The sequence below is a fragment of the Streptomyces sp. SS8 genome, from assembly GCF_054072955.1.
The window spans coordinates 410,528-424,208 of record NZ_JBSVCZ010000002.1 but is presented as its reverse complement, the minus strand read 5'-3'; the positions used below and the strand labels follow the sequence as shown (position 1 = coordinate 424,208).

At 74.3% G+C, this 13,681-nt stretch carries 13 protein-coding genes; 8 read left to right on the top strand and 5 right to left on the bottom strand.

The annotated features are described in order from the left end of the window. The first annotated feature begins 5 nt into the window (after positions 1–5). The 3 genes from ACW69E_RS03780 to ACW69E_RS03770 are packed head-to-tail and all read left to right on the top strand — an operon-like array spanning position 6 to position 3,066. Complete coding sequence (locus ACW69E_RS03780) at positions 6–1,214, top strand: cytochrome P450 (protein WP_457496711.1); 1,209 nt, start codon at positions 6–8, stop codon at positions 1,212–1,214. A gap of 22 nt (positions 1,215–1,236) precedes the next feature. Continuing rightward, positions 1,237–2,259, top strand: coding sequence for an MDR family NADP-dependent oxidoreductase (locus tag ACW69E_RS03775; protein WP_457496710.1), 1,023 nt, complete (start codon positions 1,237–1,239; stop codon positions 2,257–2,259). A gap of 48 nt (positions 2,260–2,307) precedes the next feature. Continuing rightward, on the top strand, positions 2,308–3,066 hold the full coding sequence (locus ACW69E_RS03770) for an SDR family NAD(P)-dependent oxidoreductase (protein WP_457496709.1): 759 nt from the start codon (positions 2,308–2,310) through the stop codon (positions 3,064–3,066). Positions 3,067–3,346: 280 nt separating this feature from the next. Here ACW69E_RS03770 and ACW69E_RS03765 read toward each other — a convergent pair whose 3' ends face one another. Both ACW69E_RS03765 and ACW69E_RS03760 read right to left on the bottom strand, forming a co-directional pair. After that, positions 3,347–4,855 (bottom strand): alpha/beta fold hydrolase, encoded by a 1,509-nt coding sequence (locus ACW69E_RS03765; protein WP_457496708.1) that lies wholly within the window; start codon positions 4,853–4,855, stop codon positions 3,347–3,349. Positions 4,856–4,872: 17 nt separating this feature from the next. Beyond that, positions 4,873–6,369, bottom strand: coding sequence for an MFS transporter (locus ACW69E_RS03760; protein WP_457496707.1), 1,497 nt, complete (start codon positions 6,367–6,369; stop codon positions 4,873–4,875). A 147-nt stretch (positions 6,370–6,516) separates the two neighbouring features. On the opposite strand from ACW69E_RS03760, the gene ACW69E_RS03755 reads away from it, so the two are divergent. Beyond that, the gene (locus tag ACW69E_RS03755) at positions 6,517–6,840 is read left to right on the top strand and encodes a 2Fe-2S iron-sulfur cluster-binding protein (protein WP_457496706.1); all 324 of its coding nucleotides are present in this window, start codon (positions 6,517–6,519) and stop codon (positions 6,838–6,840) included. Continuing rightward, the gene (locus ACW69E_RS03750; RefSeq protein WP_457496705.1) at positions 6,840–8,087 is read left to right on the top strand and encodes an NAD(P)/FAD-dependent oxidoreductase; all 1,248 of its coding nucleotides are present in this window, start codon (positions 6,840–6,842) and stop codon (positions 8,085–8,087) included. The genes ACW69E_RS03755 and ACW69E_RS03750 overlap by 1 nt, the downstream gene beginning before the upstream one ends. A gap of 58 nt (positions 8,088–8,145) precedes the next feature. Here the strand turns inward: ACW69E_RS03750 and ACW69E_RS03745 are convergent, their stop codons facing one another. Together ACW69E_RS03745 and ACW69E_RS03740 are read right to left on the bottom strand one after the other, a co-directional pair. Next, entirely contained in the window at positions 8,146–9,378 is a 1,233-nt protein-coding gene (locus ACW69E_RS03745) for a cytochrome P450 (protein ID WP_457496704.1), read from the bottom strand. 2 nt (positions 9,379–9,380) lie between these two features. After that, positions 9,381–10,505, bottom strand: a complete 1,125-nt coding sequence (locus ACW69E_RS03740; protein WP_457496703.1) for a hydrolase — start codon at positions 10,503–10,505, stop codon at positions 9,381–9,383. 475 nt (positions 10,506–10,980) lie between these two features. Between ACW69E_RS03740 and ACW69E_RS03735 the strand changes: the two genes are divergently transcribed. Next, positions 10,981–11,454 (top strand): nuclear transport factor 2 family protein, encoded by a 474-nt coding sequence (locus ACW69E_RS03735; RefSeq protein ID WP_457496702.1) that lies wholly within the window; start codon positions 10,981–10,983, stop codon positions 11,452–11,454. A gap of 141 nt (positions 11,455–11,595) precedes the next feature. Here ACW69E_RS03735 and ACW69E_RS03730 read toward each other — a convergent pair whose 3' ends face one another. Further along, positions 11,596–12,063 carry an SRPBCC family protein gene (locus tag ACW69E_RS03730; protein ID WP_457496701.1) on the bottom strand — a complete coding sequence of 156 codons (468 nt, stop codon included), beginning with the start codon at positions 12,061–12,063 and terminating at the stop codon, positions 11,596–11,598. A gap of 211 nt (positions 12,064–12,274) precedes the next feature. On the opposite strand from ACW69E_RS03730, the gene ACW69E_RS03725 reads away from it, so the two are divergent. Further along, positions 12,275–13,060, top strand: coding sequence for an SDR family NAD(P)-dependent oxidoreductase (locus ACW69E_RS03725; RefSeq protein ID WP_457496700.1), 786 nt, complete (start codon positions 12,275–12,277; stop codon positions 13,058–13,060). 98 nt (positions 13,061–13,158) lie between these two features. Next, a complete protein-coding gene (locus ACW69E_RS03720) occupies positions 13,159–13,677 on the top strand; it encodes a flavin reductase family protein (RefSeq protein WP_457496699.1) in 519 nt (172 codons plus the stop codon). The last annotated feature ends 4 nt before the right edge of the window (positions 13,678–13,681 follow it).

Sequence of the window (13,681 nt, the reverse complement as noted above, 5' to 3'; positions counted from 1 at the left end):
GCCCCGTGCCCGCTCCGGAGGAGCCGACGACCTTCCCCTTCCCCGGCTCGACCTACCGGGGCCCGGATCCGCGCTTCGCGCGCCTGCGCGCCGAGTGCCCCGTGGCCAGGGTGGACACGGCGGGCGGCGGACACGCCTGGCTGGTGACCCGGCACGCGGACGTACGGGCGGTTCTGGAGGACGAGCGGTTCAGCCGGGCGGCGGTGTACGCGCCGGGGGCTCCGCGGTTCGACGGCCTGTTCCAGGCTCCTCCGGGGATGATCGTCTCCCTGGACCCCCCGGAGCACACCCGGCTGCGGGCCCTGGCGGAGCTGGCGTTCTCCCCCGAGCGGATCGAGGGCATGCGCCCCAGGGTCCGCGAGCTGGTCGACGGGCTGCTGGACGGGCTGGCGGCCGAGGGGCGGCCGGCCGATCTGGTGGCGCGGTTCGCCACCCCGCTGGCGCTGACGGTCATCTGCGAGCTGCTGGGCGTGCCGCTGGAGGACCGCGAGCGCTTCCACACCTGGGTGCGGCAGTTCGCGGCGGTGGACGGTCCCGAGGAGGAGGCCCTGGAGGGCCGGGAGCGGCTGGGCTCCTACATGGCCGGCCTCGTCGCCCGGAAGCGGGAGCAGCCCTGTGACGACGTGCTCTCCGCCCTGGCCGCCGCGCGGATCGGGGACGACCGGCTCAGCGAGGAGGAGCTGGTGGTCTTCGGCTACACCCTGCTCGGCGCCGGCTTCGACTCGACCGCCGGCCAGCTCGCCCTCACGGTGCTCACCCTGACCGCCCACCACCCCGAGACCTGGCGGCACCTGGGCAGGCACCCCGAGCGCATCCCCACGGCGCTGGAGGAGCTGCTGCGGACGGTCAACCTCTTCGCCACGGACACCTCGGGCCTGCCCCGCATCGCCACCGAGGACGTGGCGGTCGGGGACGTCACCGTGCCCGCCGGGGACGCCGTGTTCCTGGCCTTCGCCTCGGCCAACCGCGACGAGGCCGTGTTCCCCTCCCCCGACCGCATCGACTTCGAGCGTGCCGAGAACCCCCACCTGGCCTTCGGGCACGGAGCCCACCGCTGCCTGGGAGCCCCCCTCGCGCGGCTGGAGCTCTCCGTCGCGATCGAGGCGCTGGCCGCCCGTTTCCCCGGTCTGCGGCCGGCCGTGTCCGAGACCGAACTGCGCTGGCGGACCGGTGACGTGAACACCGGTCTGCTCTCCCTTCCCGTCAACTGGTGAAACGAAATCCCGAGGAGCAACCATGAGCAGTGAGGTCATCCCCGCGACGAGCCGGGAGGTACGGCTCGTCTCCTATCCCGACAACAACGTGACCGCGGACCACTTCACCCTGGTGGAGAGCGAACTGGCCGCTCCCGGCGAGGGTCAGGTGGTGGTGCGCAACGAGTGGATGTCGCTGGGGGCCGTCTACCGCGACCAGATGGTGCCCGAGACCGACCTGCCGATCCCGGTCTTCCAGCTCGGGCAGCCCATGTGGGGCCGCACCGTCGGCACGGTCGTCGCCTCCGGCAGCCCCGACCTGGCCGTCGGCGCCCTGGTGGAGCACTTCCACGGCTGGCGCGACTACGCCACCGGTTACGCCCAGGAGTTCTTCCCGCGGGACCGCGCTCTGCTGCCCTCCCCCGAGTACTTCCTCTCCCAGGGCCCCACCGCGTGGCGGGGCGTGGTGGACATGGCGCAGGTCTCCGAGGGCGACGTCGTCTTCGTCTCCGGGGCGACCAGCGGTGTCGGCTCGCTCGCCGGCCAGCTCGCCAAGTGCCGCGGCGCCAGGCTGGTGATCGGCAGCACGGGCTCCAAGGAGAAGATCGACTACCTGGTGGAGGAGCTCGGCTTCGACGCCGCCTTCGACTACCACGACGGGCCGGTCCTCGACCGGCTGCGGGAACTGGCTCCCGACGGCATCGACGTCTTCTTCGACAACGTCGGCGGCGAGCAGTTCGAGGCCGCGGTCCAGGCCGCGGCCCCGCACGCCCGCTTCGCCCTGTGCGGCGCGCTCTCCGGGCAGCTGGGCACGGGCGACGGCGGCAGCCCCCGCCTGGACCTGATGGCGGCGTTCCCCAAGGAGCTGGTGCTGCGCCCGTTCGCCACCCTGCACACCCCCGACCAGATCGCCGACTGGAACCGGCAGTTCAGCGCGCTGCTGCGCGAGAAGCGCATCGTCTTCCCGCACACCGCCGTCGAGGGCGGGGTGGCCGGGCTGCCCGCGAACTTCGGGGCTCTGCTGGACCGGAAGTTCAGCGGCACGGTCGTCGCGAAGCTCACCTGACCCGTCCCGCTCCGAACGGACCCGAGCGGACCAGAAGAGAGGAAACCCATGTCGGACAAGCCTTTCGCCGACCAGACCGTGGTCGTCACCGGCGGCGGAACGGGCATCGGCCGGGCCACCGCGCTGGCCTTCGCCGAGCTCGGCGCCTCCACCGTGGTGATCACGGGCCGGCGGGCGGACCGCCTCGCCGAGGTCGCCGCGCTCCACCCGGCCGTCGTCCCGGTGACCGCCGACGTCGCCGACGCGGCGGGTGCGGACGCGGTCGCCGGGGCCGTGGAGTCCCGCGGCGGCGCCCTGGACGTCCTGGTGCACAACGCGGGCGTCTTCCGCTTCACCCCCCTGGACCACCTCGCCGCGGACACCGTCCGCGAGGTGACGGACATCAACCTGGTCGGTCCCGTGCTGCTGACCGGGCGGCTGCTGCCCCTGCTGCGCTCTCCCGGGGGCAGCATCGTGCTGGTCTCCAGCCGGGCGGGCCACAACCCCACTCCCGGCGGTTCGGTGTACGCGGCGAGCAAGGCCGCCGTGCACAGCCTGACCCGCAGCTGGGCGGCCGAGCTGGCCCCCCGGGGCGTCCGCGTCAACGCCGTGGCGCCCGGTTTCGTCCGCACCGAGGCCTACGCGGCCAACGGCCTCTCGCCGGAGCAGGTGGAGGGCCTCTTCGAGCACGCCAAGGGGGACATCCCGCTCGGCCGGGTCGGCGAGGTCGACGACGTCACCCCCTGGATCACCCGGCTCGCCGACCCGGCGAGCGACCTGGTGACCGGGCAGATCATCACGCTCGACGGCGGCATGGACCTCACCTGAGGACCGCACGGCGAAAGCGCCGGGAAGGGGCGCCCCGAAGGCTTCCGGGGCGCCCCTTCCCGGCGTTCCGGCGTTCCGGAATCCCGCTGTCCCGCTGTTCCGGCGGCGGGCGGCTCCCGCGCGGTGCGGCCCGGGCGGGCAGGGCGGCGGGGCGGACCGGGCGGGCGGTTCCGGGCCCGGCCGGCCGGGCCCGGAACCGGCAGGGCCCGGAACCGGCAGGGCCCGCGTCCGCGGGAGCGCGGACGCGGGCCGGGCGGAACGCGGCCGGGCGCGGGGCGGGCTATCCGGCGTCCGCGGGGACGCCGGGCCGCGGGGTCCGTCCCGGGCAGGAGGTGCGGGCCGGCGGCAGCTCGCCGTCGGCCAGGTAGCGGTGGACGACCGCGTCCACCGCGGGGTTCGCGCCGAGCACGTACACCTCGTGCTCGCCGGAGTCCTCCACCGTGACCAGGTGGTGGCCGAGCAGCCCGGCCATGGCGACGCCTCCGGCGTAGTGGTCCATGGGGTCGCCGTCGGCCTGGACGACCAGGCCCACCGGGTAGCCGTCGCGCGTGATCCTCGTCGGCTCCTCCGGGGCCCGGAAGGTGCGGAAGGCCCCCACCCACGGCTGGGCGCGCAGCACGCCGTATCCGTAGGGGAACCGCCCGCGGAAGTCCCGCATGTCGTCGCGGTAGACACCGAGGTCGGAGGGCCACTCGTGCTCCAGGGTGACGGCCTCCAGCACCCCGGTGCGCAGGTCCCCCTCGTTGTCGGTGGGCCTCCAGGTGCCCTGCTCCGACAGCAGGAGTCCGGCCTTCTCCGCGTCCCCCGAGCCGGCCGCGGTCCGCAGGTCGCCGACCAGCCGGCCCAGTTCGGCCCACTGGCCGCGGTCGCTGGCGCGGGTGCCCACGGCGCCGTCGAACAGCGTCCGCAGCCGGATCCCGTCGGGCAGTTCCCGCAGGAGGCCGACGACCTCCTCCACGGTCTCCAGCACCTGCTCCGGGGCGGTGCCGAGCCCGAAGTGGCCGTTGCGCTCGCCGGTCCAGGAGGCCCACCGCTCGACGTTCCGCCGGACCGCGTCGCCCTGCCAGAGGAACTGCTCGCGCCACGTCCACTCCGGATTGACGCAGGAGTCCAGCACGCTGCGGTCCAGACGCTCCGGGAACATGCTGCCGTAGACGGCGCCGACGTAGGCCCCGTACGCGTAGCCCACGAAGGAGAGCCTCTCCTCGCCGAGGACGGCGCGGATCACGTCCATGTCCCTGGCCGTGTTCCGGGTGCTGATGTGGGGGCGCAGGTCCCCGCCGGCGCGTTCGCAGGCCAGCTCCCGCAGCCGCATGTCCTCGGCGAGCGCCTCGAAGGCGGAGTCCGGTGGACGCGAGTCGAACGGGGCCCTGGGCAGGACCACCTCGGCGTACAGCGGGGTGGACGCGCCGGTGCCGCGCGGGTCGAAGCCGATCAGGTCGTAGACCTCGTGCACGGGGGTGCCGGCGAACCGGGCGGGCAGGTCCCGCCCGAGGCCCCAGTCCCCTCCCGGACCCCCGTTGGCGAAGAGCAGGATGCCGCGCCGCCGCGCGGGGTCCGCGGCCCTCAGCCTGCTCAGCGCGATCGTCAGGCGCTCGCCCCCGGGGTCGGCGTAGTCGCGGGGCACCTCGACGGTCGCGTACTCCAGTGGCGGGGCTCCGTCCGCCCCGTGCCGGGCGGGGCGCCCTCCGGCGGGCTCGGCCGACCACAGCGGTTCCTGGGCGCGGAACTCCCGCAGTGCCGCGGTCGGTGTCTCGGTCGGTGTCTGTCGGGGCCGCTTCGTTCCCACGGAAACCTCCACTCTCGTCAGGAGGCCAGGCTGCCGTCCCCGCCTCGAGACGACCTGGAAGACTCCCGGACCGGCCCCCGGGCCGGGACCGCGAGCGCGACGAGGAGGCCCGCGAAGGCGAAGAGGGCGGCGCCTGCCAGGGCCAGCCCGTAGCCGGAGGCGAGGGCGTGGCGGGCCGCGGCGGAACCCGCCTCGGCCCCCGCGGAGGCGGTGCGGGCCGAGGCCGCCGTGGCCAGGATCACCAGACCGAGCGCGCTGCCGAGCTGCCGGGTGGTGTTGAGCAGCCCGGACGCCAGGCCCGCCTGGTGGGGCGGCAGTCCGGCGGTGGCGGCACTCGTCGTCGCGTTGAGCACAGCGCCCATCCCGAAGCCGAGCAGCAGGGCGGGGCCGAGCAGGTCGAAGACGTAGACGGCCGTCTCGTCCGCGCGGGAGAGCCACAGCAGCCCGGCGACGGAGAGCGACAGGCCGCACAGCAGGATCGGCCGGGGCCCGGTCCTGGGCACCACGGAGGAGACGCCCCAGCCGCCCACCGCGATGCCGAGCGACAGCGGCAGGTACGCCAGTCCGGTCCGCAGCGGGGAGTAGCCGAGCACGTGCTGGAGGACGAGCGTGAAGAAGTAGAAGGTGCTGAAGAGCGCGGCGATGCTGCAGAAGGCCACGGCGTTGGCCGTGGCGACCGGGCGGTTGCGGAAGATGCCCAGCGGGACCAGGGGGTGCGCGGCGAGCTTCGCCTGGATCAGCAGGAAGAGCGCGACCAGCGCCACTCCGGCGGTCAGGGCGGTGAGGACCTGCGGGGACCGCCAGCCGTGGGTGTGCGACTCGGCGATGGCGTACACCACCGCCATCAGCCCGAGCGTCACCGTCACGGCGCCGGGGACGTCGAGCCCGCGGCCCCTGTCCGGCCGGCGGGTCTCGGGCACCACCCAGCGGACGACGGCGAGCAGCGCCAGCCCCAGGGGGACGTTGACGAGCAGGATCCAGCGCCAGGAGAACCACTCGGTGATCATGCCCCCGACCAGGACGCCGACGGCCCCTCCGGCCCCCGACACCGCGCTCCACATGCCGAACGCCTTGGCGCGGGCGGCGGGTTCGGTGAAGTTGGCGCCGAGCACGGTCAGCGTCGCGGGAGCCATGACGGCGGCGCCCAGCCCCTGGAAGCCGCGGGCGAGCACCAGCGTCGCGGGCCCGTCCGCCAGCCCGCCCACACAGCTGGCGAGGGTGAACAGCCCGGCTCCGGCCAGGAAGACCCGGCGCTGCCCGAAGAGGTCGGCCAGCCGGCCGCCCAGCAGCAGGAAGCCGCACACGGCGATGGTGTAGGCGTTGTTCACCCACTGGAGCTGGAACCCGCTGCGCTCGAAGCGGAGTTCGTCGCTGATGACCGGGAGGGCCACGTTCACCACCGACGCGTCGAGCACGTTCATGAACTGCCCGAGGCAGCAGGCGGCCAGGATGAGGCCGAGGCGCGGCGGGGCCTTGGCGGAGACGGCTGGGTGACGCGTCGTCGATGCGCTCATACGGCGACGCTGGCCCGTGGGCGTCGACGGCCGGTCGCGCCCCGGTTGAGCCGTGCGGGGTGCTGTCCAGGGCGTCTCCAGCGGCCCCCCAGCGCCCGTTGCGACAGTCCGTGCGTACACCCGGACCGCGCGCCACGAGGAGGCTCCATGGCCAAGATCACGTACAGGCATCCCGACGGCACCGAGACGGTCGTGGACGTCTCCGCCCCCAACACGGTCATGCGCGCCGCGAAGATCGGCAACGTCGAGGGCATCGAGGCCCAGTGCGGCGGCTCCGCGCAGTGCGGCACCTGCCACGTCTACGTCGACGAGGCCAACACCCTGCCGCTGCCCGAGATGCACGAGTCCGAGGACGACGTCCTGTACGGCACGGCCAGCCCGCGCCGCGAGACCAGCAGGCTGAGCTGCCAGCTCCCGGTCTCCGACGAGATCGACGGCCTGGTCGTGCACCTGCCGGAGACCCAGGTCTGATGGCCGGGCAGTCGGTCGTCGTCGTCGGGGCGGGCCAGGCCGGCTCGGACCTCGCCGCGGCCCTGCGCGGCGGCGGGTTCACCGGGCCCGTCCACCTCGTGGGGGACGAGGACGCGGTGCCCTACCAGCGTCCCCCGCTGTCCAAGGGCTTCCTGGCCGGCTCGGCCGGGGAGGCGGACGTCGGGCTGCGGCCCGCCTCCTTCTACGCCGACCAGGGCATCGACCTGGTGCTGGGCGACCGCGTGGTGGAGATCGACCGCGACCGGCGGGCCGTCGTCCTGGCCTCCGGGCGCCCGATCCCCTACGGCCGGCTGGTGCTGGCGGTCGGCGCGCGCCCCCGGCGGCTCCCGGTCCCCGGAACGGGCCTGGACGGCGTCCTGGCGCTGCGCTCCCTGGCGGACGCGCGGGAGCTGCGCCGCGGTCTGCGGGAGGGCGCCCGCCACGTGGTGGTGGTCGGCGGGGGCTTCGTCGGGCTGGAACTGGCCGCCACCGCGCGGGCGCTGGGCCACGAGGTCACGGTCGTCGAGGCGCTGCGGCGCGTCATGACGCGGGCCGTGAGCGACCCCATGGCCCGGTACCTGACCGAGGAGCACCGGCGCCGGGGCGTCCGCGTCCTGACCGGGCGCGAGGTGACCGCGCTGCACGGGGACCGCGAGGGCCACGTGCGGGTCGTCGAACTCGACGGCGGCGAGCGCATCCCCGCCGATCTGGTCGTCGTGGGCATCGGTGTGCTGCCCCGCACCGAGCTGGCGGCCGACGCGGGTCTGGCCGTCGGCGACGGCATCCTCGTCGACGAGCTGCTGCGCACCAGCGATCCGGCCGTCCACGCCATCGGCGACTGCGCCCGCTTCCCCGTTCCGGGCCGGACGCGCCGCCTGCGGCTGGAGTCGGTGCAGAACGCCTCCGACCAGGCCCGCTGCGTGGCCTCGGTGATCTGCGGGCGGCCCGCCCCCTACGCCGCCGTGCCGTGGTTCTGGTCGGAGCAGTACGAGGCCCGGCTGCAGATCGCCGGCGTCACCGAGGGCCACGACCGCACGGTGGTGGCCGGGGACCCGTCGGGCGGGCGCTTCTCCGTCTTCTGCTTCCGCGGGGGGCGGCTGCTGGGCGCCGAGTCGGTGAACCGCCCCGCCGACCACATGATCACGCGGCGGCTCCTGGCGGAGGGCGGCGCCCTGCCGGCCCCCGAGGAGGTCGCCCGGCCGGAGTTCGACCTCAAGGAGTACCGGCGCCTCCACCAGCCGGCGTGAACGGCTCGCGGCCGGGACCCGTCCTCCGGGTCCCGGCCGCTTCCGTCTTCCGCGACGGTCACTCCCCGCCCCACGCCACCGGCAGGGACAGGAGGCTGTGGTTGACGTTGCCGGGTTCCCAGCGCAGCTCCTCCTCGGGCACGGCCAGGCGCAGGTCCGGGAAGCGGCGGACGAGCGCCTCGATGGCGATGTTCAGCTCCAGCCGGGCGAGCGGCGCCCCCAGGCAGCGGTGGACGCCGTGGCCGAAGGCGATGTGCCGCTGGCTCTCCCGACGGGAGAAGTCGAGCCGGCCGGGATCGGCGAAGACGGCGGCGTCGCGGTTGGCGGACGACAGGATGACGAAGACCGGGTCCCCCTTGGGGATGGTGACCCCGGCGACGGTCACGTCCTCCACGGCCAGCCGCGGGAAACCGGAGGTGTCGGTGGCGAAGAGGTTGACCCCGCGCAGCAGCTCCTCCACCGTGTCCGGGACCTCCTCGGGGTGCTCGTGCAGCCTCCGCCACTGCTCCGGGTGGTGGGCTATCAGGGCGAGGACGGAGTTGGCGAGCTGGCAGGCGGTGGTGTCGAAGCCGGCGCCGAGCAGCGCGTAGCCGAAGACCACCAGTTCCTGCTCGCTGAGCCGGTCGTCCTCGTCGCGGGCCGCGATCAGGGCCGACAGCAGGTCGTCGGCCGGCTCCTCCCGCTTGGCCACGATCATCTGGGCCATGTACATGGCCAGGTTGGCCGCGCCCTGCCGCGCCTGCTCCGGCGGGCCGGAGACGGACGCGAACTGCCGCGCCCACAGGTGGAAGTCGTCCCGGTCCCGCACGGGCACCCCGAGCAGCTCGCAGATGACCGTCAGGGGCAGCGGCGAGCACAGGCCCGCCACCAGGTCGGCCGGCGAGCCCGCGGCCGCCATGCCGTCCAGCAGTCCGTCCACCAGTTCCCCGATGCGCGGGCGCAGCTCCTCGATGCGCCGGACGGTGAAGGCCTTGGTCACCAGCTTGCGCAGCCGGGTGTGCTCCGGCGGGTCCATCGAGGCGATCATCTCCGGCGGGGCCTTGAGGAACCCGGGGAACTCCGGCGCGCCCGGCCCGTACATCGCCGCCCGGCTCAGCCCGGGCGCGGTCAGCGCCTCGCGCGCCGCCTCGTAGCCGGTCACCACCCAGGTGTGCCCGCCGCCCTCGACGGGCACCCGGGCCACCGGCTCCCGGGCCCGCAGCCGGTCGTACCCGGGCGCGGGACCGCGGTAGGTCGACCCGGCGAACGGGAAGACCGAGGTCTCCTCGACGGTCTCCTCGGCAGTGGTCATGTTCACGCCTCCGGACCGAGGAGCGCGGCCGCGTAGTTCTTCCGCGCGGCCGTGTCGTACTTCAGGGCGACGTGGCTCGCGGCGGCGTTGACGTCCCGCCAGTACCGCTGGAGGGCCAGGCCCTCGCCGAAGCCGCTGGAGCCGCCCGCGGCGACCAGGAGACCCACGGCCTCCACGGCCAGCTCGGCGGCGAAGGTGGCGTTGCGCTCGTTGCGCGCCATGAGCTCGGGGGTGAACCGCCGCTCGTCGATGACCTCGGCGTTCTGCGCGACCAGGCAGCGGGCCGCGTCGATCATGCCCCCGGCGCGCGTCAGGTGCAGCTCGGTCGAGTGCGTACGGCGCTTGCCGGTCAGCACGTCGACGGCGGCGTTCAGCGCGCCGGCCGCGGCGCCGACCACGGGGGCTATGAAGGTGAGCCCGCCCACCGCCTGGAAGGGCACGTTGTGCGAGTCCACGCGGGAGGTCCCGTTGCGCCCCGAGAGCATGTCCGTGCGGTCGAAGGAGAGGTGGTCCGGCACGAGCAGGCCGTCCACCGCGAGCGTGTGGCTGCCGGTCGCCCGCATGCCGACGCTGTCCCAGGTCTCGCGGACGGTGTACGTCCCCCGCGGCAGCGCGAAGAAGCGCAGCCGCGGCGGTCCGTCGCCCCCGGGGACCGCGGCGCAGACCAGGGCCCAGTCGGCGAAGTCGATCCCGCTGACGTAGTTCCACTGCCCGCTCAGCAGCCAGCCCCCCTCCGCCGCCGCGGCCCGGCCGGCGGGCATGAGGGCGGTGGCCACGACGATGTCGGGGCTCTCCCCCCATATGGCGCGGTGGCCCTCCTCCGGCAGGTGCGCCGCGAAGCGGGCCGAGTAGGCGCTCAGCGAGGCGCACCAGGCCGTGGCGGGGCAGCCTTCGCCGACAGTCGTGACCGCGCGGGTCAGCTCCGTGAACGTCCCCTCGGCGCCGTTCCACCGCGCCGCCACGAAGTGGCGGGCGAAACCGGCCTCCCGGATCGCCTCGACCACCTCGGGCGCGAGCTTGCGGGTGCGGTCCGCTTCGGCCGCGTGCTGGGACGCCAGCAGGCGCACCTTCTCCGCGGTCGCTCCCTCGGTGTCCGGCTGTGTGTCGGTCTGCGTGTCGGCGGGCATCCTGGTGACCTCCTGTGGTGGGGATCCGTCCGCTGGGCGCCCAGCGTCGTCCCGCGCGCTCGAAGCGTGCTGCACCGCCGCTGGACCTGGGCGTCCCGGAACCGCCCGGTGCCGCGTCAGTCAGGGTTTGCCCGGTAGCGAGGCTCCCCCGGCCTCCGACCGGGGGTACCCCCAGGTGCTGGGGCCTCCCCAGGCCCGCAGGGCCGAGGGGACGCGATCGCAAGGCGGCCGAAAACCGCATGTACTTGTCCTACCTGGGCTTTCGGCCAACGCGGCATGGGGGCACCCCCGGCCGGAGGCTGGGGGAGTGCGTGCCTGGGGGCGCCCCCGGCCGGAGGCCGGGGGAGGCGGCGAGCGGGGTGGACCCTGGCCGACGCGGCACTAGCCGCCCGCGACACGGGGTCGAGCGGTGCCCCGGAACCTGGCGGCCCCCGCGCATGACCGGATGCGCGGCGCAGGGCAAGAGGGAGTCGCCGTGTCACAGAAACTGCGTACCGCCAGGCCGCCCCGGGTCTCCGCCGATCTCCGCGCGGAGGTCCAGGACTTCTACGCGTACCAGATGCCGTTGCTGGAGGACCGCAGGATCGAGGAGTTCGCCGGGACCTTCACCGAGGACGGCGTCTACGCGCACGCCAAGGACGGCTGGGAACTGGTGGGCCGGCAGAGCCTGGTCTCCGAGATGCGCGCCGCCGTACCGCACTACGGCACGTCCGTCTTCCGGCACTGGTTCGACAAGATGGTGATCGAAGCCGTCGGCGACGACACGCTCAGGGTCGTCTTCCGCGCCCTGGTGAGCGTCACCGACGAGGAGGGGCGGGTGTCCTTCGAGCCCAGCTCCACCATCGAGGACGTCCTGGTCCGGCGCGGCGGGGAGCTGTACACCAGATCCCGCACCGTACGGCACGACATCCCCGACCCGGCGGGCTACTGGTCCGAGCGGCTGGGCTGAGCCCGCCGCCCGCCCACCGCCCGCCCGTCCGGGGCACGGCCGGGCACACCGGCCACGACCGGGCACGACATGCCGGAGGGCCCTGTCCGCGACGGTGCGGACAGGGCCCTCCGGCATGTGGCGTCCCGTACGGGGCGGGGGTCAGAACAGCTTTCCGAAGCGCTCCAGGGTCTCGCCCGGGCTCGGGCCGTCCAGCGCCCGGAAGATCCGCTCGGCGCCCTCGCCGTGCTTGTGCAGCTTCACGTGGGCCAGCTCCACCTTGGTGGTGTCCGCGTCGACCGGCGTGAAGTCGACCTCGATCTCGCTGGCGCGCTCGTCGTCGGAGATGGACTGCCAGTTGCCGTCGATCCGCCAGGTCATCACCAGCCGGCGCGGCGGGTCCCACTCCAGGATGCGGCCCCAGGCGATCTCGTTGCCCTCCACGTCCCACTCGTAGTAGCGGCCGCCGACGCGCGGCTCGAAGGCGAGGCCGGCGCGCTCCTTCTTCAGCAGGACGTGGGACGGGGGCCACCAGTCAGCGGGGCGCCCGGTGAAGACCTTGAAGCTCTCCTCGGCCGTGGCCGCCACGGTCACCGACTTCCGCACGTCCGGGATCGTCTGCTCGGGCATGGGCTCCTCCTCGCTCCTGGGACGGCGCCTGGGGCGGCGCCTGGTCGCGCACAACGGACGGGCCCACCCTCACCGGCGGTGCTCGACCGGGTGTCGAGCACCGCTGGAACAGGAGGGCCCCGCACCGCTTCGAGGAGGAGTCGAGAGGCCCGCAAGGTACGCCGGTCACGGTCGTCGTCACCCAAGCCCCCTACGGATACGGGAGAGCACGATGACAGACGCGGAGCGACGGGTCGCCTTCGTCACCGGTGCCACCAGCGGCATCGGACTCGCCGTGACCGAACTGCTGGCCCGCCAGGGCGTCGCGGTGTTCGGCGTGGCGCGTGCCGAGGAGAGCGTGAAGGCACTGGTGAAGCGGTTGCGCGCGGAGGGCCTGGAGGTGTCCGGCACGGTCTGCGACGTCTCCTCGAGCGAGCAGGTGCGCCGGGCCGTGACCGCGGCGGTGGCCGAGTACGGCCGGATCGACATCCTGGTCAACAACGCCGGCCGGGGCGGCGGCGGCGTCACCGCCGAGATGTCCGACGACCTCTGGCTGGACGTGATCGACACCAACCTCAACGGCACCTTCCGCGTCACCCGCGAGGTGCTGAGCACCGGCCGGATGCGCGAGGGGGGCTGGGGCCGGATCATCAACATCGCCTCCACCGGCGGCAAGCAGGGCGTGGAGCTCGCCGCGCCGTACTCCGCCTCCAAGCACGGGGTCGTCGGCCTCACCAAGGCCGTCGGCAAGGAGCTGGCGAAGACCGGGATCACCGTGAACGCCGTCTGCCCCGGCTATGTCGAGACCCCCATGGCCCAGCGGGTGCGCCAGGGCTACGCGGGCCACTGGGGCGTGACGGAGGAGGAGGTCCTGGAGAAGTTCCAGGCGAAGATCCCGCTGGGCCGCTACTCCACCCCGGAGGAGGTCGCCGGCCTGGTCGGCTATCTCGCCTCCGACATCGCGGCCTCCATCACCGCACAGGCGCTCAACGTCTGCGGCGGCCTCGGCAACTACTGACCCGCCCACCCGCCGCGACCGGCCGACCGGTGGCCGGCGGGCGACCAGCCAACGACAGCGCGAACCGGGGACGGGCGCGCAGAGACGGAGCCGGGATCATGACCGACACGGGCACCACACTGCTTGCCGGGCCCGAGCCCGACATCAGCTCCTTCCGCACGGCGATGGGGTGCTTCCCCACCGGCGTCACGCTGCTGACCCAGGGCAGCGGGGCCTCCCTCTCCGTGATGACCCTCAACAGCCTGACCTCCGTGTCCCTCGACCCGATGCTGCTGCTGGTCTCGGTGAAGCGGGACGGCAGGATGCGGCCGCGGGTGGCGGCCGGCGGCGGTTTCGCCGTGAACGTGCTGGCCGAGGAACACCGTCTGCTCTCGGGGGAGTTCGCCCGGCCGGACCGGCCCGCGGGCGAGGAGGCCATGCGGCGCGTCGGCGCGGTCGAGGGGATCACGGGCAACGCGGTCGTCCCCTCGGCGTCGGCCTCCTTCGAGTGCCTGCTGCACGCCGAGCACGAGGCGGGCGACCACGTGCTGCTCGTCGGGCGGGTGGTGGCGCTGCGCTCCGAGCCCGGCGCCCGCCCCCTGCTGTTCCACCGGGGCCGGTACGCCTCGCTCGGCTGAGCGC

Excerpts from the sequence above, each read along its gene's own strand:
- ACW69E_RS03725 (WP_457496700.1), top strand. The coding sequence starts at position 12,275 with ATGACAGACGCGGAGCGACGGGTCGCCTTCGTCACCGGTGCCACCAGC.
- ACW69E_RS03730 (WP_457496701.1), bottom strand. The coding sequence starts at position 12,063 with ATGCCCGAGCAGACGATCCCGGACGTGCGGAAGTCGGTGACCGTGGCG.
- ACW69E_RS03775 (WP_457496710.1), top strand. The coding sequence starts at position 1,237 with ATGAGCAGTGAGGTCATCCCCGCGACGAGCCGGGAGGTACGGCTCGTC.
- ACW69E_RS03760 (WP_457496707.1), bottom strand. The coding sequence starts at position 6,369 with ATGAGCGCATCGACGACGCGTCACCCAGCCGTCTCCGCCAAGGCCCCG.
- ACW69E_RS03740 (WP_457496703.1), bottom strand. The coding sequence starts at position 10,505 with ATGCCCGCCGACACGCAGACCGACACACAGCCGGACACCGAGGGAGCG.
- ACW69E_RS03755 (WP_457496706.1), top strand. The coding sequence starts at position 6,517 with ATGGCCAAGATCACGTACAGGCATCCCGACGGCACCGAGACGGTCGTG.
- ACW69E_RS03745 (WP_457496704.1), bottom strand. The coding sequence starts at position 9,378 with ATGACCACTGCCGAGGAGACCGTCGAGGAGACCTCGGTCTTCCCGTTC.
- ACW69E_RS03770 (WP_457496709.1), top strand. The coding sequence starts at position 2,308 with ATGTCGGACAAGCCTTTCGCCGACCAGACCGTGGTCGTCACCGGCGGC.
- ACW69E_RS03750 (WP_457496705.1), top strand. The coding sequence starts at position 6,840 with ATGGCCGGGCAGTCGGTCGTCGTCGTCGGGGCGGGCCAGGCCGGCTCG.
- ACW69E_RS03720 (WP_457496699.1), top strand. The coding sequence starts at position 13,159 with ATGACCGACACGGGCACCACACTGCTTGCCGGGCCCGAGCCCGACATC.